Origin of the sequence: Empedobacter sp. GD03861 (assembly GCF_029840885.1) — a bacterium.
Taxonomy (GTDB): Bacteria; Bacteroidota; Bacteroidia; order Flavobacteriales; family Weeksellaceae; genus Empedobacter; species Empedobacter falsenii_B.
Window position 1 is genome coordinate 19,315 of the sequence record NZ_JAOCDJ010000020.1, and the last position, 21,005, is coordinate 40,319.

At 31.0% G+C, this 21,005-nt stretch carries 21 protein-coding genes; 13 read left to right on the plus strand and 8 right to left on the minus strand.

Translation table 11 applies throughout. The annotated features are described in order from the left end of the window. Window positions 1–29: 29 nt before the first annotated feature. The 3 genes from N5D03_RS10055 to N5D03_RS10065 form a co-directional block, all read right to left on the minus strand. Entirely contained in the window at window positions 30–578 is a 549-nt protein-coding gene (locus N5D03_RS10055) for an L-threonylcarbamoyladenylate synthase (RefSeq protein ID WP_280051556.1), read from the minus strand. Between the two features lie 151 nt (window positions 579–729). Then, window positions 730–1,713 carry a glycosyltransferase family 2 protein gene (locus N5D03_RS10060; protein ID WP_280051539.1) on the minus strand — a complete coding sequence of 328 codons (984 nt, stop codon included), beginning with the start codon at window positions 1,711–1,713 and terminating at the stop codon, window positions 730–732. Then, window positions 1,714–2,523 carry a glycosyltransferase family 2 protein gene (locus tag N5D03_RS10065; RefSeq protein WP_280051540.1) on the minus strand — a complete coding sequence of 270 codons (810 nt, stop codon included), beginning with the start codon at window positions 2,521–2,523 and terminating at the stop codon, window positions 1,714–1,716. A 62-nt stretch (window positions 2,524–2,585) separates the two neighbouring features. On the opposite strand from N5D03_RS10065, the gene N5D03_RS10070 reads away from it, so the two are divergent. Next, the gene (locus N5D03_RS10070; RefSeq protein WP_280051541.1) at window positions 2,586–3,365 is read left to right on the plus strand and encodes a lipopolysaccharide kinase InaA family protein; all 780 of its coding nucleotides are present in this window, start codon (window positions 2,586–2,588) and stop codon (window positions 3,363–3,365) included. A gap of 39 nt (window positions 3,366–3,404) precedes the next feature. On the opposite strand, the gene N5D03_RS10075 is transcribed toward N5D03_RS10070, so the two are convergent. The 5 genes from N5D03_RS10075 to N5D03_RS10095 all read right to left on the minus strand — a co-directional run bounded on the left by N5D03_RS10075 (window position 3,405) and on the right by N5D03_RS10095 (window position 8,053). After that, a complete protein-coding gene (locus N5D03_RS10075) occupies window positions 3,405–4,310 on the minus strand; it encodes a GYDIA family GHMP kinase (RefSeq protein ID WP_280051542.1) in 906 nt (301 codons plus the stop codon). Window positions 4,311–4,315: 5 nt separating this feature from the next. Further along, entirely contained in the window at window positions 4,316–5,194 is an 879-nt protein-coding gene (gene fabD / locus N5D03_RS10080) for an ACP S-malonyltransferase (RefSeq protein WP_280037485.1), read from the minus strand. A gap of 53 nt (window positions 5,195–5,247) precedes the next feature. Further along, a complete protein-coding gene (locus tag N5D03_RS10085) occupies window positions 5,248–6,021 on the minus strand; it encodes a glycosyltransferase family 2 protein (RefSeq protein ID WP_280051544.1) in 774 nt (257 codons plus the stop codon). A 48-nt stretch (window positions 6,022–6,069) separates the two neighbouring features. After that, entirely contained in the window at window positions 6,070–7,134 is a 1,065-nt protein-coding gene (locus N5D03_RS10090) for a glycosyltransferase family 9 protein (RefSeq protein WP_280051546.1), read from the minus strand. A gap of 103 nt (window positions 7,135–7,237) precedes the next feature. Continuing rightward, window positions 7,238–8,053 (minus strand): 2,3,4,5-tetrahydropyridine-2,6-dicarboxylate N-succinyltransferase, encoded by an 816-nt coding sequence (locus tag N5D03_RS10095; protein WP_038333520.1) that lies wholly within the window; start codon window positions 8,051–8,053, stop codon window positions 7,238–7,240. 91 nt (window positions 8,054–8,144) lie between these two features. On the opposite strand from N5D03_RS10095, the gene ruvX reads away from it, so the two are divergent. The 12 genes from ruvX to lysS all read left to right on the plus strand — a co-directional run bounded on the left by ruvX (window position 8,145) and on the right by lysS (window position 20,903). Next, window positions 8,145–8,558, plus strand: a complete 414-nt coding sequence (gene ruvX, locus N5D03_RS10100; protein ID WP_038333513.1) for a Holliday junction resolvase RuvX — start codon at window positions 8,145–8,147, stop codon at window positions 8,556–8,558. 44 nt (window positions 8,559–8,602) lie between these two features. Beyond that, entirely contained in the window at window positions 8,603–9,178 is a 576-nt protein-coding gene (gene def, locus N5D03_RS10105) for a peptide deformylase (protein WP_114999818.1), read from the plus strand. Window positions 9,179–9,198: 20 nt separating this feature from the next. Continuing rightward, on the plus strand, window positions 9,199–9,780 hold the full coding sequence (locus tag N5D03_RS10110) for a DUF5606 domain-containing protein (protein ID WP_280051549.1): 582 nt from the start codon (window positions 9,199–9,201) through the stop codon (window positions 9,778–9,780). A gap of 6 nt (window positions 9,781–9,786) precedes the next feature. Next, window positions 9,787–10,551 (plus strand): nucleoside triphosphate pyrophosphohydrolase, encoded by a 765-nt coding sequence (mazG, locus tag N5D03_RS10115; RefSeq protein ID WP_038333498.1) that lies wholly within the window; start codon window positions 9,787–9,789, stop codon window positions 10,549–10,551. Window positions 10,552–10,889: 338 nt separating this feature from the next. Beyond that, window positions 10,890–12,881, plus strand: coding sequence for an excinuclease ABC subunit UvrB (uvrB, locus tag N5D03_RS10120; RefSeq protein WP_125350149.1), 1,992 nt, complete (start codon window positions 10,890–10,892; stop codon window positions 12,879–12,881). A 110-nt stretch (window positions 12,882–12,991) separates the two neighbouring features. Continuing rightward, window positions 12,992–13,711, plus strand: a complete 720-nt coding sequence (locus N5D03_RS10125; RefSeq protein WP_181816289.1) for a DUF4846 domain-containing protein — start codon at window positions 12,992–12,994, stop codon at window positions 13,709–13,711. An 85-nt stretch (window positions 13,712–13,796) separates the two neighbouring features. After that, window positions 13,797–14,957 carry a cysteine desulfurase family protein gene (locus N5D03_RS10130; protein WP_280051551.1) on the plus strand — a complete coding sequence of 387 codons (1,161 nt, stop codon included), beginning with the start codon at window positions 13,797–13,799 and terminating at the stop codon, window positions 14,955–14,957. Beyond that, complete coding sequence (locus N5D03_RS10135; RefSeq protein WP_114999807.1) at window positions 14,957–15,481, plus strand: CvpA family protein; 525 nt, start codon at window positions 14,957–14,959, stop codon at window positions 15,479–15,481. The genes N5D03_RS10130 and N5D03_RS10135 overlap by 1 nt, the downstream gene beginning before the upstream one ends. Window positions 15,482–15,691: 210 nt before the next feature. Next, the gene (rmuC, locus tag N5D03_RS10140; RefSeq protein ID WP_280051553.1) at window positions 15,692–17,068 is read left to right on the plus strand and encodes a DNA recombination protein RmuC; all 1,377 of its coding nucleotides are present in this window, start codon (window positions 15,692–15,694) and stop codon (window positions 17,066–17,068) included. 31 nt (window positions 17,069–17,099) lie between these two features. Next, window positions 17,100–18,038 carry a hypothetical protein gene (locus tag N5D03_RS10145; RefSeq protein ID WP_038333483.1) on the plus strand — a complete coding sequence of 313 codons (939 nt, stop codon included), beginning with the start codon at window positions 17,100–17,102 and terminating at the stop codon, window positions 18,036–18,038. A 76-nt stretch (window positions 18,039–18,114) separates the two neighbouring features. Next, window positions 18,115–19,095: a hypothetical protein gene (locus tag N5D03_RS10150; protein ID WP_280051554.1), complete on the plus strand. Its 981-nt coding sequence runs from the start codon at window positions 18,115–18,117 to the stop codon at window positions 19,093–19,095. Window positions 19,096–19,202: 107 nt separating this feature from the next. After that, window positions 19,203–20,903 (plus strand): lysine--tRNA ligase, encoded by a 1,701-nt coding sequence (gene lysS, locus N5D03_RS10155; protein WP_280051555.1) that lies wholly within the window; start codon window positions 19,203–19,205, stop codon window positions 20,901–20,903. The last annotated feature ends 102 nt before the right edge of the window (window positions 20,904–21,005 follow it).

Genomic DNA, 21,005 nt, shown 5'->3' on the forward strand with positions numbered 1-21,005 from the left:
TGCAAAAGTAAAAGATTTGACTAAAAAAACTACTCTCTAATTACTTTTACTTCATTATCTAACCCTAATTTAATTATAGTAGATGCAGTAAACTGAGGTTCAAAGGTTTTACATTCCTCTAAAACGATATCAACACCTTCTTGTATTGCAGAACTTACTTCTTTTAACACTTTTGGTGATGGATCGCCAGATAAATTAGCAGATGTAGAAACGATTGGTGCATTTAAACGACCAATAATTTTCTTACATAATAAATCGTCTGTTAATCGAATAGCTATTGTATTATCTTCAGCGATTAAAGATTTTGGTAAACCTTTCGGATTATCGTAAATAATCGTGATTGGTTTTTCATTAAAATCCATTAAATCCCAAGCCAGCTCCGGAACTTCTACAATATCTTGTAACATTTTCGGAGAATCAACCAAAATAATTAAAGATTTTGAAGATGGTCTATTCTTAATATCGAATATCTTCTGAATAGCCTCCTCATTTTTTGCGCTACATCCGATACCTAATATAGTATCTGTTGGATATAACATTGTTTTACCTTCTTTTAGTTGTTCTACAATTTCGTGAATATCAGACATTTATTTACTTAATTTGATGTGAATCTAATTTAATAGATATCTTTTTTGATTCGTGTGCAAATTTCAAAAATATATTCAAGTCTTATTCAAAACTTCATAATAATTTTCGATACCACTAGTAATTCTTATTATTATAAACTATTTAGAAATCGACAGATTCTAAAAAACACATTTTTGTTGCAAATGCACAAATCATCTTGATATATATTTCTTTTGTTTTTTGTTTAAATTTTAAGGATAAAGACATCGGCATTCCTTTTAAAGTAGCTTTAAGTAAAGTCCATTTCTTAGGACTAATTAAAGTTGAAAAGAAATATTTGACTCCAAAATAGATCAATAAAACTTTTGAAGCAAGCCAACCTTGGTGTTTTTTTACCACATAAATTAGTGATAATTTTTGTTCTAATTTTATCGCAATAGATTTCTTTGTACTTAATCCATGATAGTGTTTATACTGTATTGTCGAAATCAAAACTGTTTTTTGACCAATTCCCTTCATTCGACGAGATAAATCTGTTTCCTCGTAATACAAAAAGATATTTTTATCAAATCCTCCAACTTTATCAAAATCCTCGCGACGAACAAACATAAATGAACCTGCTATAAAATCGGCAACTACGGGTTCTGTATAAGCTTTTTTACGTTTTGGATATCTCTTAGAATTTACAATTTCTAAAACTTTTCTGGTAAAAATCTCACGTTGCCATGACGCAAAATGATCGATTGTTGGAACAAAATCTAAATGTTCATTGACTGATTGAGGTGAAACAACACCAACATCTAAATTGTTATCTAAATAAGATTTTAAAATAGGAAAACAATCATCAATTAACTCAACATCATTATTAATAAATGTAACATATTTACTTGGCGACGTTTCTGCATAACCAATCATATTACCGGTTCCAAAACCTGTATTAATATTGCTTCGTACTAATTTAACATTAGGTAAATCAAGTTTTTTAACCTGTTTTTCTAAATTCAGATAATCATCCGATTCAGATGCATTATCAATAATTACAATTTCGTAATATAATAAAGTTGTTTTCTCTATAATACTTTTAACACATGCTATTGTTGCGTCACTTGTATTAAAATTTATCGTTACGATGCTTAAATCTAACATTTAGATATATTGATTGATGCCTTTCTCGGCAAAAGTTAATTTTTGATGTATAGTTTGTTGTTGAATCTTATCATTACGATCCAAGAAAGATTTACTTTGTTCGTTATGATATATATGATAAACGATTCCTGCAAATTTTAATCGCTTAGCCTCTATTCCTGCATTATGCATTCTTAGAACTAATTCCGAATCTTCTCTTCCCCATCCTGTAAATTCTTCATTATATCCATTGACTTTAATAAAATCTGATTTCCAAAATGAAAAATTACATCCTCTCATTTTTGAAGAATAATTCGGATGTTTCTTCTGATTTTTTGCTAAAAAAGGAAAATGAAGTGTTCTACCACGTTTTTTAATTCCTTTAGAGAAGAAATTAAAATCTACATTTTTAGATACAAATAATTCCGTCAAAGCATTTTCTTGAATATTAACACGAGATCCGTATAAATACACATTCTTTTCCACCATCATCAAATGATCTTGAACAAAATTTGGATGTAAAATCACATCACCATCGATGCTAATAATATATTCAGAAGAAGCCTCTGCTATCGCTTTATTCATAATTATTGCCTTTCGATTACCATTATCCTCATGCCAAATATGTTTAATTGGAACTGGAAAAGTCATTTTGATTGAATCGATTAGATTTTTTGTTTCTTGTTTCGACCCATCATCAGCAATAAGCACTTCTTGTGGAAGTACAGTTTGCGACGCTATACTTTTAAGTACCAGTTCTAAAGCAGCTGGCCAATTATAGGTCGATAAAACTAAGCTCGTATTAATCTTCATATCAACAAAAATAAACATATCTTTGGCATTGTAAAATAGAAAAAGAAATTAATATATTTTCTCTTTGTAATTTGTAAAGAATGAGTCAAAATATTGTAGTAAACCCAAGTTATAACACAACTTCGCAAGAGATAGAGCATATTATTGATCGATATGATTCGATTACTGATTATGTAGCCAAAGGTGATCGTAATTCAATCAAAAAAGTAATATTAGCGAATCAAAAAGTTGCAACAATAAAATCGTTCAAAATACCTAATATCGTTAACAAATTCGTTTATAGATTTTTTAGAAAATCAAAAGCTGAACGCTCTTATGAATATGCAAAAGAATTGATTAGATTAGGTTTTCTAACTCCTTATCCTATTGCATTTGTAGAAAATAAAACTCCTATAAGTTTTAATAATAGTTACTATTTCTGTGAATTAGTTGAAGCTGATTTAACTTATCGTGAATTAGTTGAAATTCCAACTTGGGAAAATCGAAACGAAATCTTGAAACAATTCACAAAATTCACATTTGATTTGCATGAAGCTGGAATTGAATTTTTAGATCATTCTCCTGGAAATACTTTAATTAAGCAAGTTGGTGAAAATCAATATGAATTTTATTTGGTTGATTTAAACCGTATGAATTTTCACAATTCAATGAGTTTTGATATTCGAATTAAAAATTTTTCTCGTCTAACTCCTCAAAAAGAAATGATTGAAATTATGGGAAAAGAATATGCGAAACTTATTAATAAACTGGAACAAGAAGTGATTGAAGAAATGTGGAATAAAACACAAGAATTTCAACATAAATTTCAAACAAAACAAGCTCGAAAAAAGAAATTGAAAGCTATTATCGGTAAAAAATAATAACAAAAAAGCAGATTTGAAATCAAATCTGTTTTTTTATTATTTTATCATTTCAGAAAATGGAATAATTATCTCATATCCTTTTTCTTTAAAATAATCGTGCATTCCTTCTCTATACGTCACTAAAACAAAATCTCCGCCCCAAGCTCCGAGGCTTTTTACAGTTCCTAAATAATCAGAAAAATACAATTCTTTGACTTGCGGAATTTGCATAAAATCACCTAATCGTGCTTGATATTCATCTAAAATAGCTTCTAAATCAGTTAAACTCTCAACTTTAGTTGCTTTTACAACCAAATCAGAAAGATCCTGAATCATTTTCCAATCTTTTGGTTTATTTTTGTAATGATTTCCCACAACAGCTTGCGTATCTTGCTTTTGATTAAGATAAACAAAATAAAGTTGATCTTTAAAATTCCAATTCAATTCCAATTCTTCAACTTCAATAGGATTATTCGAAAACAAAATCGGATGATGATGATGTGCGCAAGCTATATCATAACCACTTGTATTGAAGGTCAATTTATTTAATTCAAACGGATTTATTTCAATCCATTGACTAATTAAATCAATCAAAGTCGAGCTACTACCCAATCCCCATTCTTGAGGATATTCTAATTTTGTTAAACATTGATAACTATTATTAGAATTGAAAAAATCAGTATTTAACGATTTAGCTTGTTTTAAAATATTTTGTAATGATTTACTTAATTTCTCGTTTGTAGAAGAAATTATTTCTAAATCATTCAATCTAATTTCGGTTTCAAACCAAATAGAATTATCAAATTTCGTCGCTTTCCAAGTGATTAAATTCTCAGTTTCTGATGAATTTTCTACAAACAAACATTGCCCATATTTCGCGGGCAATGCAAATGCTTTCGCTCCATCAATTACAATATATTCCCCGATAAGGAATAATTTTCCATTGGAACGGTATGTTTTCATTTCGTTTAGATTTGTGCCGAAGAAGTCGTTACTTCTCTGTTTATTTTTTTTACTAAACCTTGTAAAGTGTTTCCTGGTCCAACCTCAATAAATTCAGTTGCACCATCAGCAATCATATTTTGTACAGATTGCGTCCATTTTACAGGAGCAGTTAATTGCGCAATCAAGTTTTTCTTGATTTCTGCAGGATCTGTAACGGCAGTTGTACTTACATTTTGATATACTGGACAAATTGGCGTATTGAATGTTGTTTCTTCAATGGCTTTTGCCAATTCTTCTTCCGCTGGTTTCATTAAAGGTGAATGAAAAGCTCCACCAACAGGTAAAACTAAAGCACGTTTTGCGCCTAATTCTTTCAATTTTTCACATGCTACGTTAACCGCTTCAATTTCTCCAGAAATCACTAATTGACCTGGACAATTGTAATTTGCAGCAACTACAACTCCATCAATTTCTGCACAAGCATCTTCAACAATTTTGTCTTCTAATCCTAAAATTGCAGCCATTGTTGATGGATTAGCTTCACAAGCAGCTTGCATTGCTAAAGCACGTTTGTACACTAATTTTAATCCAGATTCAAAATCTAACGTTTCATTTGCAACTAAAGCAGAAATTTCTCCTAAAGAATGTCCTGCAACCATTTCTGGTTTAAAATCTGATAAAGTTTTCGCTAAAATAACAGAATGTAAAAAAACTGCTGGTTGTGTAACTTTTGTTTGTTTTAGGTCTTCTGCAGAACCTTCAAACATAATTGATTTTATATCAAATCCTAAGATTTCGTTTGCTTTATCAAATAATTCTTTTGCGATTTCAGAATTTTCGTACAAGTCTTTACCCATTCCAGAGAATTGAGCACCTTGTCCTGGAAAAACATATGCTTTCATTATACTATTTTTAATGTATGACAAATGTATAATAAAATCTTAAACTTCTTTATTTAACCTAAGTTTTGATTTTCTTTTCTATAAATTTCATCTAAATATTTATAACGATTTGCAACAGAAATTGCATGTAGTTTCGCGATTGTATAACCATCTTTTCCATCTAAAAAACCAAGTCTCATTACGAAATAATTAAAAAAACGATAAGCAGGCTTTATAGTATAATGATAAAATGATGGTTTCAAATTTCTAAGACGAAGTTCTTGTGCTCGCAAACGTGAATAACTATTAAGTTTATCTAAATATTCTTGTTCATTATCAAAAGTATAGTGATCTAATTTATTTTTCATAAAACCAACTTCACCATTACATTCTATAATCTCATGAACCATTCTATCTGATTTATATTGAGATTTTGATTTTCTAAAAAGACGTATTGCTTTATCGCTTTGCATGCCCGAATATTTAATAAACTTATTCTCGAAAAAGAATTTTCTATAAACAAAATAAGCGTCAAACCTTGGTTGATTATTAACAATTGTCAAAATTTCTTTTTTTAACTCCAAAGAAATTCCTTCATCTGCATCAAAAAAAGTGACCCAATCATTTTTTGCCAAAGAAAGTGTATAATTTCGTTGATTTGTGAAATTATCAAACTTGCGTTTTACAAACTTTACTTTTGGATTTTGGAATGCAATTTCTTCCGTTTTGTCTGTACTATATGAATCTACAATAATTATTTCATCTGCATAACTAGCCTCATCAAGAAATCTTTTGATGTTTTTTTCTTCGTTAAGTGTAATTAGTAAAGCAGAAATTTTAGTAGACATTCTCTATAGTAATCAAATTTTATAAATAGAAACTCAAAATTTCTATTTTTATTTTATTAATGGTGATAAGAAATATTCTAGTTTTTCTTTAAACAACTCGAAGTCAAAGATTAAATAAAATTCATCAACTTGTTTTTTTATTTGACGATTGTTTAAATCTCCAAGTTTTTCAGGAAAATAATCTTTTAAATGAACACTTGTGTGATGAATTCCATCTTCGAAAGTTGCCCAAACTTTTTTATCAATCCAAGGAGAGAAAATAATAAATGATTTTTTCCCTAAAGCTTTGGACATATTAATTGCTCCTCCATCATTTCCTACAATCACATCACATTCGTTTGCAATTGCAATAAACTCGCGCAAATCATTACCCAACAATTCAAAATAAACTTTCGATTTGGTTTCATCAGATAATTGATTATATACTTCTTTTGCTTGCGATAATTGTTTCGGAAAATAATTGAATAAAATATTGACATTATAATGTTGACCAATAAAATCAACCATTTTTGCCATTTGATTCAACGGATAAGTTTTTGAAGGATCAGAACCAAGTAAACTAATCATAATTGTTTTTCGCGTTGTATCAACTTGATGTTTTACAAATAAATCTTTAGCGAAATTTATTTCATCTTCCGTTAAATACAATTTTGGTTCTGTAGTCAAAGGTTCTTCTATTCCCAAAGGCTTTAACAAAGCCAAACGGTGTTCGATTGCTAAACCTAAATATGAATTTGGTTCGTCATGTTTTTCTACATTATCTGTATACAAAAACGTTCTTCCAATCTTTTTGTACGATATTTTTTTTGGTGCATTATTGATAAAAACATCTACCCAACTCTGTAATTTTGAGTAAGCATCAATTACAATATCATATCTATTTTGATTAACTTTTTTCGAGAATTTAATCAAATTCATCAAACCTTTGTTTTCATTTTCGTCAAAAACAATTTTATGATCGATGTACGGATTATTCTCTAAAACAGGCAAAGTATTACTATTGATTAAATAATCAACAATAGCATTTGGATAAGCTCTTTTGATATTTTCGCACAACAATGATGTGATTAAAACATCGCCTATCATCTTGTGTTGGATAATCAAAATTTTCATAAAACATAGTTATAAAGCAAAAGTACTAAAATATGTTTGATTCGAAAATAAAAAATCCTCAACAAAACTGCTGAGGATTATATTTTATAAAATTTTATTCTAATTAAACCGCTACATTATGCTCACGCAATGCATCGTTTAATGAAGTTTTTTTATCTGTAGATTCTTTACGAGTTCCGATGATTAATGCACAAGGAACTTGGTATTCACCTGCAGCAAATTTTTTCGTGTAAGAACCTGGAATAACTACTGAACGAGCAGGAACATAACCTTTAATTTCAATTGGTTCGTCACCTGTTACATCAATAATTTTAGTCGATGCTGTTAAAACAACATTTGCTCCTAAAACCGCTTCTTTTCCTACGCGAACTCCTTCTACAACGATACAACGAGATCCAATGAATGCATTATCTTCGATAATTACTGGAGCAGCTTGCAATGGTTCTAAAACTCCACCAATTCCTACACCACCAGATAAGTGAACATTTTTCCCAATTTGAGCACAAGAACCTACAGTAGCCCATGTATCAACCATTGTTCCTTCGTCCACATATGCACCAATATTTACATAAGAAGGCATTAAAATAACTCCCGAAGAAATATACGCACCATAACGAGCAACAGCATTTGGAACAACACGAATTCCTTTTTCAGCATAATTACGTTTCAATTCCATTTTATCATGGTATTCAAAAATTCCAGCTTCTAAAGTTTCCATTTTCTGAATTGGGAAATACATTACAACTGCTTTTTTCACCCATTCGTTTACTTGCCAATCTTCTCCAACTGGTTCTGCACAACGTAATTGTCCGTTATCGATTAACTCAATTACTTCACGAATTGCAGCTTGTGTTGCATCTTCTTGTAACAATTCTCTATTGTCCCAAGCTTTTTCTATGATTTGTTTTAAATTCTCCATCTTTATTAATAATAGCCACAAATATAAAAATTATAATCAAGGGATTTCATAGAGATTATTTATTATTGAATCGTTTTTTTAAATTTGCCAAATGTCACGAATATTAGCGTTAGATTACGGAGGAAAAAGAACAGGCGTTGCCGTAACCGATGAATTGCAAATTATAGCTTCGCCAGTTGATACAATTGATACATCAAAATTGATGGATTTCTTGAAACAATATATCGAGAAAGAAAACGTTTCTGACCTTGTAGTTGGATTATCTGTTCGTTTTTCAGGAGAATTAAATGAGATTGAAAATCAAATTCAACCTTTTTTGAAAAAATTTTCTGAACAATTTCCGTTGATCAAAATTCATCGTGAAAATGAGATGTTTACCTCAAAAATGGCTTCTCAAGCAATGTTTGCTGGAGGAATGAAAAAGAAAAAACGTCAAGAAAAAGGAATGGTCGATAAAGTGAGTGCCGTAATAATTTTACAATCATTTTTATCACATAAACTATAACAAATTGTATCTTTGCCGTTAAATTAATAAAAAAAGATCAGAAAATGGTATTACCAGTTGTAGCTTACGGAGATCCTGTCTTGCGTAAAGTTTCACAAGAAATCGATCAAGATTATAAAAATTTACAAGAACTGATCCAAAATATGTTCGATACAATGTATGACTCTAACGGAGTTGGTATCGCAGCGCCTCAGATCGGGAAAGATATACGTTTATTTGTTGTTGATTGCTCGCCTTTCGAAGAAGATGAAGATTATGATGATGTAAAAGATGAATTAAAAGATTTCAAACGAGTTTTCATCAATCCAAAAAAAATCAGTAGTTCTGAAGGTGATGAATGGGCTTTTACAGAAGGATGTTTGAGTATTCCTCACATTCACGAAGATGTAACACGTCCAGAATCGGTAACTTTAGAATATTTTGATGAAAATTGGGTGAAACATACCGAAACTTTTTCGGATATTCGCGCTCGAGTTATTCAACACGAATACGATCATTTGGAAGGAAAGCTTTTTATTGACTATATTTCGAGCTTTAAAAAGAAATTAATAAGTAATAAATTAAAAAATATAACAAAAGGGAAAGTAAACACGAGTTACAAAATGAAATTCCCTTCATAGACCCTTAAACATAATAGAATATGGATTTATCAAGAGTTATCGCAATTTCAGGAAAACCAGGATTATACCGTTTAGTTTCTCAAACAAGAGGTGGTTTTGTTGTTGAAGATTTAGAAAAAGGTAAAAAAATCTCAATCGCTTCTAACTACAATGTTAGTTTATTAGACAACGTTGCTATTTACGGAGTATCACAAGAATTTCCTTTGGCTGAAGTTTTCTTCAGAATTTACAAAAAAGAAAACGGAGGAGAAACGATCGATTACAAAACTTCTGGTGCAGAATTGCGTAAATATATGGAAGAAGTTTTACCAGAATATGACGATTCAAGAGTTTATGATTCTGATTTGAAAAAATTATTCCAATGGTATAATATCTTACACAAAAACGGATTATTAAACATCGACTTAGCTGCTGTAGAAGCTGCAATGGCTGCTCAACAAGCACAAGAAGCTCCTGTTGCTGAAGTAGAAGCTACAGAAGAAGTTGTTGTGGAAGAAAAACCAAAAAAGAAAGCTCCTGCTAAAAAGGCTGCTGACAAAAAAGACGCTGAAGAAAAACCTGCTAAAAAAACAACAGCAAAAAAAGATAAAGACGCTGAATAATTAGAGATGAATACACGTAAAGATCAATTACAGGCTTTCGAAAGATTGTTGGATATAATGGATGAATTACGTGAAAAATGTCCGTGGGATCGTAAACAAACAATGGAAACGTTGCGTACGTTATCTATCGAAGAAATTTATGAACTTTCGGATGCCATCATCGAAAAAGATTCGGATGAAATAAAAAAAGAACTAGGTGATGTTTTTCTTCACCTAGTTTTTTATTCTAAAATCGCATCAGAACAAAACAACTTCGATGTTGCTGATGTTTTAAATGGTATTTGTGACAAATTAATTCATCGTCATCCACATATTTACGGCGATGTAGAAGCAAATACAGAAGAAAAGGTGCTTCAAAATTGGGAACAAATCAAACTAAAAGAAGGTAACAAATCTGTACTTTCTGGCGTTCCTACTTCTCTCCCAGCAATGGTAAAAGCTTACCGAATTCAAGACAAAGTAAAAGGTGTTGGATTTGAATTTGAAAATTCTGATCAAGTTTTTGATAAAATTATCGAGGAAATTAATGAATTCAAAGAAGAACAAAATCCAACAGATAAAGAGATGGAATTTGGTGACATTTTATTTTCTTTGATTAATTATGGACGATTTAATGGCATCAATTCTGAAGATGCTTTAGAAAGATCGAACAAAAAATTTATCACACGTTTTCAAAAATTAGAAGAAATCGCGAAAGAAAATGGTCAAAACATAGCTGATTTAACCATTTCTGAATTAGACAATTTATGGAATTTAGCGAAAATTCGCTAGTGTAAACTTGACACTATAAATTTTATTCAAATTCACGAAAACGTTGTAATCAGACGTTTTAACACTATTATAAATAACTTTTATCGACACCAATAAAACAAAATATTACAAATTATTGTGCATGCACAGAAAACCGACATATATTTGCAATGGTTATAGCGGGCAATAGCTTGTAATAATGGAAGGAAGTTTGTTTACTAAGTAAACAGTTTTCTCATTTTTTTGTGGTTTTGATGAAAAGGTGACTTAAAGTCGCCTTTTTATTTTTTATCAACTTCTATTTAAAATCACAATTCATAACAACCCTTTTTTATCTGAATAATTTGTAAATTTGTGAAATGCAGTTTCAATTAAATTCTGAATTCAAGCCAACCGGTGATCAGCCAAAAGCTATTGAAGAATTATCAAATGGTATTCTAAATAATGATCGTTATCAAACACTTTTGGGTGTTACAGGTTCTGGTAAAACATTTACAATCGCGAATGTTGTACAAGATGTGCAACGTCCAACTTTAGTTTTGGCACATAACAAAACGTTGGCGGCACAGTTGTATATGGAATTCAAAGAATTTTTTCCGAATAATGCAGTCGAATATTTCGTTTCTTACTATGATTATTATCAACCAGAAGCTTACATTCCTTCATCAGGAACCTATATTGAGAAAGATTTATCAATTAATGAAGAAATTGAAAAGCTTCGTTTAAGTACAACTTCCTCCCTACTTTCTGGTCGTCGCGATATTTTGGTTGTGGCTTCAGTTTCGTGTTTATATGGTATTGGAAATCCAACAGAATTTCATAAAAATGTGATTCAGATTGAAACGGGGCAAATTATCTCGAGAACAGCTTTTTTGCATAAATTAGTCCAAGCTTTATATTCGAGAACAGAAGGTATTTTTCAACGCGGAAATTTTAGAATTAAAGGAGATACATTAGATATTTTCCCTGCTTATGCGGATGATGGAATCAGAATTAATTTCTTTGGTGATGAAATCGAAGAAATCTCAGTTTTCAATGTAGAAACAGGTAAAACTTCAACTAAACTAGATAAAATTAATATTTATCCAGCTAATCTTTTTGTGACTTCTAAAGATACATTGAATGGCGCAATTGCTGATATTCAGATCGATTTAGGAAAACAAGTTGAGTATTTTCATGAAATAGGAAAACATCTCGAAGCAAAACGTTTGCAAGAACGTACTGAATTTGATTTGGAAATGATTAAAGAATTAGGTTACTGTTCAGGAATCGAGAATTATTCGAGATATTTAGATGGTCGCGATCCAGGAACTCGCCCGTTCTGTTTATTAGATTATTTCCCAGAAGATTATTTGATGGTGATTGATGAGTCGCACGTTACAGTTTCTCAAGTTCATGCAATGTATGGTGGGGACCGCTCGCGTAAAGAGAATTTGGTGGAATATGGTTTTCGACTTCCTGCCGCAATGGACAATCGTCCGTTAAAATTTGAAGAATTTGAAGCTTTACAAAATCAAGTGATTTATGTTTCGGCAACACCTGCGAATTATGAATTAGAAAAATCGGAAGGAGTTGTTGTAGAGCAAGTCATTCGTCCAACTGGATTATTAGATCCAATTATTGAAATTCGTCCAACACAAAATCAAGTCGATGATTTGATGGAAGAAATCAATAAACGAGTAGAGTTAGACGAACGTGTTTTGGTCACTACTTTAACGAAACGAATGGCGGAAGAGTTAACGAAATATTTGACAAAATATGGCGTTCGATGTCGTTATATTCATTCTGATGTGGATACATTAGAACGTGTTCAGATTATGGCTGATTTACGCGCTGGATTATTTGATGTTTTGGTTGGAGTTAATCTTTTGAGAGAAGGTTTAGATTTACCTGAAGTTTCTCTAGTAGCAATTTTGGATGCTGATAAAGAAGGTTTTTTAAGAAGTCATCGTTCTTTAACGCAAACGGTTGGTCGTGCTGCTCGTAACGTGAATGGTTTGGCGATTATGTACGCAGATAAAATTACAGATAGTATGCAATTAACGATTGATGAAACAAATCGTCGTCGTGAAATTCAGATGAAATACAACAAAGATCACAATAAAGTTCCTCAAGCTTTAAACAAAAAAATAACGAAACTAAGTTTAGCTGCAGCAGATTTTGAAGAAAATCCTTACGAACAAAAACATTTGATTCAACAAGCAGCAGAGATTAATGAAAATTATTCGACAGAAGATAAAGAGAAATTGGTACAAAAATTGCAGAAAGAAATGGAAAATGCTGCAAAAAATTTAGATTTTATAAAAGCAGCCGAATTAAGAGATCAAATTCAACTCTTAACCAAAGAATAGCACGTTTTTTTTTAGTTTTAATGAAATTTTTAAGTTTTACATTTTTAATATTATTTACTCTTTTATCGTCCTGTAATACTCATATTCTAAAATCTTCTACTAATAATGAATTGATAGAAAATGAGGAGTATAGTCTCATTCATTCTCGTGAATTAAAAATTTTCAAAAAATTTGATACACCTCCAAATTATGAAAGGAATCAAAATTATACAGATTTTGGTAAATGGATAAATAACCTTCCGCTCAAAAACAATAATACAGCTGTTTATTCTTTTGATGGTCAAAAAAAATCTAATCCAAATATATATGTAGGAGTTTTAGATTTAGAACAACCCAAAAAAAATGTACAGTTTAATGCAAATGCGATGATGAGTTTGCGTTTAGAGTATTTCTTCCGTTCGAAAAAATACAATGAAATAGATAAATTGTCTAAAATTTCTACAAAGCCAATTCCTTACACTGACTATGTAAAAGGAGATTATTCTCATACGAAATACATGCAATATTTGATCTATTATTTAGAAAATACAAATTCAAATACAATTGCTGAATTATTAAAACCAATCTCTATCAAAGAGATTCAAATTGGCGATGTATTTTTTCAAAAGGGAAATATAAAAAGTCATGCTGTAATGGTAATTGATTTAGCGAAAGATAAAAATGGGAATAATATATTCATTTTGGCTCAAAGTTATTATCCAAGTCAAGACATTCATATTCTTTCTAATCCAAGCAACGATTTAATCTCACCATGGTATATTGCAAAAGAAGGCATACTTCTTACACCTGAGTGGAGATTTTTGTCTTCGGACTTGATGCGTTTTAAATAACATTTTACTTTTTCAATCCTTACATTTTACTTAAATTTGTTGTTCAAAACCTCAAAGTAAACAACAATACAGTAAATAATCGATAATGCAAAGAGTATATTTAGACAATGCAGCAACCACAGCAATTCGTCCAGAAGTAGTTGACGAAATGGCAAATGTGATGAAAAATGTTTTCGGAAATCCATCTTCTACCCACGTTTTTGGTAGAGAAGCCAAGGCACTTATAGAAATGGCTCGAAAGAACATTGCGCAGCGTTTAAATATTTCTCCTGCCGAAATTTATTTTACTTCTTGTGGGACAGAATCTAACAATACGATTATACGTTCTTGTGTAAATGATTTAGATGTTACACGTATCATTACTTCGGATATGGAACACAAATGCGTACAAGAAAGTATCAAAGATTTAGAATATCGTGGAAAAGTTGAAGTAATCCGCATCAATATTCAAAAAAATGGAGACATTGATTATGCTCAATTAGAGGAATTAGTTAAAGATCAATCTAAAAAAACATTGGTTTCTTTGATGCATGCTAATAACGAAATTGGAAATTTAACAGATATTAAACGTATTTCGCAATTGTGTCAAGAAAATAATACATTGTTCCACACAGATACGGTGCAAACAGTTGGTCATTACGATTTAGATTTCCAAGATTTGGGAATGGATTTCGCTTCTTGCTCAGCACACAAAATTCATGGACCAAAAGGTGCTGGATTTTTATATGCAAAAAAAGCTTCGCATTTAAAAGCCTTGATTGCTGGAGGAGGACAAGAAAGAGGAATGCGTTCTGGTACCGAAAACGTATACGGAATTGTTGGACTTTCAAAAGCTTTTGATTTAGCGATTGATGAGTTAGATGCTCATGTAAATCACATCAAAGAAATTAAACAATATACAATCGATCAATTAAAAGCAGCTATTCCAGGCGTTTCTTTCAATGGATTATCAGATGATTTAGACAAAAGTTTGTATGCATTATTAAGCATCAAATTACCATTCCATGATGCCTTAATCGGATTCGAATTAGAATTAGCTGGTATCGCTGTTTCACAAGGAAGTGCTTGCAGTTCTGGTGCAGCAAAAGTTTCATTAGTTATGCAAACATTGTACACAGAAGAAGAAATTGATCAAATGACACCTTTACGTGTATCTTTTTCATACGAAACATCTAAAGAAGATATTGATGTCTTAGTTGGAACATTGAAAAAAATCGCTGAAAAACATCAATTACAAAACGCTTAATGACTGATTTCAATCAACTTGATATTCTGATTTTAATTGCATTAGCTTTTGGTTTTATCAACGGATTTTTCAAAGGTTTTATTTCTCAATTAATTGGGTTAGTCGGTTTTTTTGTAGCAATTTGGTTAAGTTTTAAATTTTATCAAATCATCGAAGTTTATGTCGACTCGTACAATATTGTTGCAGATAGCTTAACTTCTTTGGTTGCGTTAGTTATTACATTTGCAATTGCTTTTTTCACGATAAAATTAGCGTCAAGTTTAACACAAAAAACGGTAGAAGCAGTTGGTTTAGGAATCATTAATCGATTTGGTGGAGCGGCTTTAGGATTAATAATCTCTTTACTTTTAACATCAAGTATTTTGTATTATATCGATCCGATTTTAGAATTAGGATTTAAAGAAACAAAAGACGAAAGCCAGATTTTACCAATTTTGAACGAAAGTTCTCAAATCATCAAAAATTCTATCTTCGAAACAAAAGATAATTTAAGGACAGAATCCCAAGATTCTATTCATTTATAATCATACAAAGGCAGCTTTTTCGAGCTGTCTTTTTTCTTAACATTAATTTATCTAGTTCATTTTATAAAAGGCACAAAAATTGTCTAATGAGATAAAAACAATTAATTTAAGATGAAAAACGATTCTTAGAAGTCGTTTTTTTATGATTTTATTTTTAATAACGACATATTGTGTCGTATAAAATCGTTCCTTTGTTTAAATTTTAAGATTATGAACAGCGCTATCATACTTTCATCCATCCTTTTTTTTATCATTGGAGCCGTTATCAGTTTTTTATATTCAAAGTCGAAAGCAAATTCAGCCATAATTGGAAATGAAATAAAATACCAAGAACTTCAGAAGCAATATGATTCGCTAAAAAATGAATTTATCGAAATAAAAGATGATGCAAATTTCAATTTGGATCAATGGCAAAAAGAGCGCGAAAAAAATACAGAATTAACGGTTCGCCATCAAGAAGCAATGAAAGCTGTGGAGGATCAGAAATCGTTTATGCTCGAAACTAATGAACGATTAAAAGAGCAATTTGAAGCACTTTCAGCTCAAGTTTTGAAAAGTAATAACGAACAATTTCTTGATTTAGCGAAAACAACATTGGATAAACATTTTACTAATTCTCAAAACGATTTAGAAAAACGTCAACAAGCAATTGATTCGTTAATCAAGCCATTAAATGAAAGTTTGAATAAATTTGACGGAAAAATATCCGAAATAGAAAAAGCACGAGAAGGCGCTTATTCAGAAATTAAAGTTTTCTTAGATTCAATGCGTGGTACAACTGATAAATTGCAAAAAGAAACCAATACATTAGTTTCTGCTCTTAAAACTTCACACACAAGAGGAAAATACGGAGAAATTGGATTGCGTCGTGTCGTTGAATTTGCTGGAATGTCATCTTTTTGTGATTTTGAAGAACAAACTTCTGTTCAGTCCGAAAATGGTTTGCTTCGCCCGGATTTAATCGTTAATCTTCCTGGAAATAGAAAAGTTATTGTCGATTCTAAAGTTCCGTTAAATCAATATATGCTTGCGTTCGAAACGGAAGATGAAAATTTGAGAAAACATCATTTGCAAATGCACTCAAAAGCTGTCCGCGAACATTTAAAAAATTTGAGCTCTAAGGCTTATTGGAATCAATACACAGAAGCGCCTGATTATGTGGTGATGTATTTACAAATTGAAAGTTCTTTTGGTGCTGCGTTAGAATTGGAGCGAACTTTGATAGAAGATGCACTAAACAATAGAATAATTATTGCAACACCAACTACTTTGATTACAATGCTTCGCACAATTGCGTTTAGCTGGCAACAATTAAATGTTGCGGAAAATATATATCAAATGCGAGATGCAGGGATAGAATTATACAATCGTGTGAATGTTTTGATACAACATTTGGCAACTGTTGGTCATAATCTTAACCAAGCAACCCAAAGTTACAATAAAGCTATAGGTTCACTAGAAAATCGTTTTATTCCGCAGGTTAAAAAGCTAAAAGAAATCGGTGGAACTTTGATGGAAAAAGAAATTTCGGAAACTAAGCCAATTGATACAATGATTCGTTCAATAAATAACTTGGATATTCAATAATCATTCTATATTTGTACAACTTTTAGAGAGAATGAAAACAAGCCTATTTACCTTGATTTTACTATATTCTCCTGCTATTTTTGCGCAGGTGAATTTTGAAGAAAAATCTGTACAGGTAAAACCAAATTTAGAATTAAATAAAGTATATAACTACTCATTTACAGATCGTAACTTTTCGATTTCTGTAAATGACACGGTTTCTAAAGTCATCAACCAATCAAATAAATCGATGGAATTGGTTGACAAGAATGATTTTGCCAATAAGTATACATTTGTAAATGGTAAAAATCAATCTAATGATCCTGATGAATTTTACCGCGATTTTATCAATAATTCTGAAGGAATAGAATACGAATTCACAACAAATCCTTCTGGAGAATTTTTAGAATTATTAAATGTTCCTCAGATTGAAGAAAAATTGCTTAAAATAACAGATAAACTTGGCAAACAGCGCAAAAAATCTGATGATTATAAGGCAAATATTGCGTACATCGAGGAAATGGTCAAGTCAAAAACGTATGTTCCGTATGTTTTTGAACAAGAAATTCATGTTTTCAATTATTTTAATGGACAATATTTTCGTTTAGGTGAAACGTATGAAGGAAAATCAGTACAGGAAAATATTTTTGGATTTCCTATTTCTTCAACAACAAATACTTATCTAAAAGACATCAACAAAGAAAAAGGTACTTATACAATTGCTTCTGACCAAAATTTGAGCAAAGATGATTTTGAAAAATTATGGGAAGAAATGGCGTATTATATGTTGAATGATGCTAAACTGAATTTGTCACAAGAACAGGTAAAAAAAGAAATCAAAAAATATTCAGAAACAGTTGAATTAAAAGTAAAATATGAAAATACATACGATTTGAATTCAATTTTAATCAAATCTGAATATTTATTTAGCTTAAATATTGGTTCTAAGAAAACAGTTAATCAATTAAGTATAAAACTTTTAAATGACTAAATTTTATTTTTTAACGAATTTCAAACTTCATTTTAGATAATTTGCTCTATTTTTGAATTAGTTTGATTACTTATAAATGAAAATTAATTTTACATATTATCTGTTTTTTCTATTTTTTTCGATAAAAATATTTGCCCAAGATCCTATTCAAGATACAATTTCACCGGTTGTTAAAAATGATACCATTTTTAATGCTCCGCAGGAAACGATTATTTTTCCCAAAACATATTGGAATATTGGAAACGAAAAACGATATAATGTAACAACAAGTGAAGTGAAATTGGAAGATGACACGATTTCGCATCAAGAACAATATACTTATAACGTTATTATTCAAGTTGAAAATATTTATCAAAACGAAACCATTGTAAAGTGGAATTTCAGAAATATACAATTCAATTCAAAATCATTTTTAAATAATCCTTTTTCGTTAGTTAATAATGTTTCGATTTCCTTTAAAATAGATCAAGACGGACGATTTTTAGGTTATACAGATTTAGATAAAACGATTAAACAATTGGTTTTATCTTCAGAAGATTTAGAGAATAAATATTTGGATAATCCTACTGCGATTGCGTTAATAAAAAAGAATCTTCAACAGTATTCTACAGAAGAAAATATTGTTAAATTATTTGACAAAGACATTCGTCAATTTCATCATTTTTACGGAAAAAGTAATTTTACTTTAGAAAGTGCACCGTTTGTTTATCAGTCGTACATGGACAATTTATTCAGCACTTCTCCTACTCCAGCGACAACAGAATTGAAATTGAATGAGATTGGAGTTTCGCAAACCAATTACATTATGTCAAGTTTTCAGGAAGCCGATAAAGATTGGTTGGCCAATTCTTGGTACAGCTATTTGAAAGATTTGGCAACAAAATTAGGTTCTGAACAACCATCTGAAAAAAGATTGAAAGACGACATAAAATATTACGTTAAAACGACTTCGCGTATCAAAGATAACGGTTGGATTTCGTATAGTATCGAAACCAAAAAGGTGAAATTTCAAGATACGGATTACACGTTAGAGCGTCGTTTTGAGTTAGTAGACTAAAACTCGCATCAATACTGATAATTCTTACATTATTAAATCATAAAAACTTCGTGAATCAAGATTATTTTTCATAATTTTGCATTCATTTTATATAAATTATATTCACTATGCAATTGTCTGAACAAGAAATTATTCGTAGAGAAAAACTACAACAATTAAGAGACTTAGGCGTTGAGCCTTACCCTGCCGAAGAATTCGTGGTAACTTCTAATTCTAAAGAAATTAAGGAAAAGTACGAAGAAGGAAAGGTTGTCAAGCTTGCCGGACGATTGATGAGTGTTCGTGTAATGGGAAAAGCTTCTTTCGCTGAGTTACAAGATAGCGAAGGTCGTGTACAGGTTTATATCTCGAGAGATGATATTTCTTCTTCTGAAGAAGGAATTGAGTACAATACAATTTTCAAGAAATTGATGGATATCGGAGATTTTATTGGAATTGAAGGATATGAATTCAAAACTAAAGTGGGTGAAATTTCTGTTCACGTAACAAAATTAACGTTGTTATCAAAAACTTTACGTCCATTACCAATTGTAAAAACTGACTACGAAGGTCATGTATTTGACGCTTTTACAGATCCAGAATTGCGTTACCGTATGCGTTACGTAGACATGGTTGTAAACCCACACGTGAAAGAAATTTTCTTAAAACGTACACGTTTATTCAACGCAATGCGTAATTTCTTCAACGATCGTGGATACATGGAAGTAGAAACTCCTGTTTTACAATCTATTCCTGGAGGTGCAGCAGCTCGTCCGTTTATTACGCATCACAATGCATTAGACATTCCATTATATTTAAGAATCGCAAACGAATTATACTTAAAAAGATTAATCGTTGGTGGTTTTGATGGTGTATACGAATTTTCTAAAAACTTCCGTAACGAAGGAATGGATCGTACGCACAATCCAGAATTTACAGCAATGGAAATTTACGTTGCTTACAAAGATTACAACTGGATGATGGATTTCACAGAGCGATTATTAGAACATTGTGCAATCACTGTTAATGGAACTTCTGAAGCAACTTTTGGAGATCATAAAATTGATTTCAAAGCGCCTTACAAACGTGTAACAATGCGTCAATCAATTATTGATTTCACAGGATTTGATATCGATGGAAAATCTGAAGCAGAATTATTTGAGGCTGCTAAAGGAATGGGAATCGAGGTTGATGAGACGATGGGTAAAGGAAAATTAATCGATGAAATTTTTGGTGAAAAATGTGAAGGAAACTACATTCAACCAACTTTCATTACAGATTATCCAAAAGAAATGTCTCCATTGACTAAAAAACACCGTGATAATCCAGAATTAACTGAGCGTTTCGAATTAATGGTTTGTGGAAAAGAAATTGCTAACGCATATTCTGAGTTAAATGACCCGATCGATCAACGTGAGCGTTTTGAAGCACAAATGGCTTTAGCTGATAGAGGTGACGACGAAGCAATGTTTATCGATCAAGATTTCTTACGTGCTTTAGAGTATGGAATGCCTCCAACATCAGGTTTAGGAATCGGAATGGACCGTTTGATTATGTTCTTAACAAATAATCCATCTATCCAAGAAGTTTTATTCTTCCCTCAAATGCGTCCAGAAAAAGCTGCACCAGCTTACGAATTGACAGAAGAAGAAACTCAGATTATTGGAATTTTAAAAGCTAACGAAAACATTGATTTGAATGAATTAAAATCTCAAGCTGCTTTAAGCGGTAAAAAATGGGACAAATCAATGAAAAATTTAGCAAAATATAACTTGACTAAAGTAACTGTTGAAGGAGATTCTAAGACAGTTTCATATTTAGGCGAGTAAATTATTACCCTTTCATCTATATTTAAAAAGCTCAACTTCGGTTGGGCTTTTTTTGTAATTATTTGGGCGTTCCCTCGCTCTTTGCCTTCCATTTATATTATT

Excerpts from the sequence above, each read along its gene's own strand:
- N5D03_RS10150 (WP_280051554.1), top strand. The coding sequence starts at position 18,115 with ATGAAAATTAATTTTACATATTATCTGTTTTTTCTATTTTTTTCGATA.
- N5D03_RS10135 (WP_114999807.1), top strand. The coding sequence starts at position 14,957 with ATGACTGATTTCAATCAACTTGATATTCTGATTTTAATTGCATTAGCT.
- def (WP_114999818.1), top strand. The coding sequence starts at position 8,603 with ATGGTATTACCAGTTGTAGCTTACGGAGATCCTGTCTTGCGTAAAGTT.
- N5D03_RS10110 (WP_280051549.1), top strand. The coding sequence starts at position 9,199 with ATGGATTTATCAAGAGTTATCGCAATTTCAGGAAAACCAGGATTATAC.
- N5D03_RS10075 (WP_280051542.1), bottom strand. The coding sequence starts at position 4,310 with ATGAAAACATACCGTTCCAATGGAAAATTATTCCTTATCGGGGAATAT.
- N5D03_RS10130 (WP_280051551.1), top strand. The coding sequence starts at position 13,797 with ATGCAAAGAGTATATTTAGACAATGCAGCAACCACAGCAATTCGTCCA.
- lysS (WP_280051555.1), top strand. The coding sequence starts at position 19,203 with ATGCAATTGTCTGAACAAGAAATTATTCGTAGAGAAAAACTACAACAA.
- N5D03_RS10085 (WP_280051544.1), bottom strand. The coding sequence starts at position 6,021 with ATGTCTACTAAAATTTCTGCTTTACTAATTACACTTAACGAAGAAAAA.
- N5D03_RS10090 (WP_280051546.1), bottom strand. The coding sequence starts at position 7,134 with ATGAAAATTTTGATTATCCAACACAAGATGATAGGCGATGTTTTAATC.
- rmuC (WP_280051553.1), top strand. The coding sequence starts at position 15,692 with ATGAACAGCGCTATCATACTTTCATCCATCCTTTTTTTTATCATTGGA.
- N5D03_RS10070 (WP_280051541.1), top strand. The coding sequence starts at position 2,586 with ATGAGTCAAAATATTGTAGTAAACCCAAGTTATAACACAACTTCGCAA.
- ruvX (WP_038333513.1), top strand. The coding sequence starts at position 8,145 with ATGTCACGAATATTAGCGTTAGATTACGGAGGAAAAAGAACAGGCGTT.
- N5D03_RS10060 (WP_280051539.1), bottom strand. The coding sequence starts at position 1,713 with ATGTTAGATTTAAGCATCGTAACGATAAATTTTAATACAAGTGACGCA.
- N5D03_RS10095 (WP_038333520.1), bottom strand. The coding sequence starts at position 8,053 with ATGGAGAATTTAAAACAAATCATAGAAAAAGCTTGGGACAATAGAGAA.
- mazG (WP_038333498.1), top strand. The coding sequence starts at position 9,787 with ATGAATACACGTAAAGATCAATTACAGGCTTTCGAAAGATTGTTGGAT.
- uvrB (WP_125350149.1), top strand. The coding sequence starts at position 10,890 with ATGCAGTTTCAATTAAATTCTGAATTCAAGCCAACCGGTGATCAGCCA.
- N5D03_RS10145 (WP_038333483.1), top strand. The coding sequence starts at position 17,100 with ATGAAAACAAGCCTATTTACCTTGATTTTACTATATTCTCCTGCTATT.
- fabD (WP_280037485.1), bottom strand. The coding sequence starts at position 5,194 with ATGAAAGCATATGTTTTTCCAGGACAAGGTGCTCAATTCTCTGGAATG.
- N5D03_RS10065 (WP_280051540.1), bottom strand. The coding sequence starts at position 2,523 with ATGTTTATTTTTGTTGATATGAAGATTAATACGAGCTTAGTTTTATCG.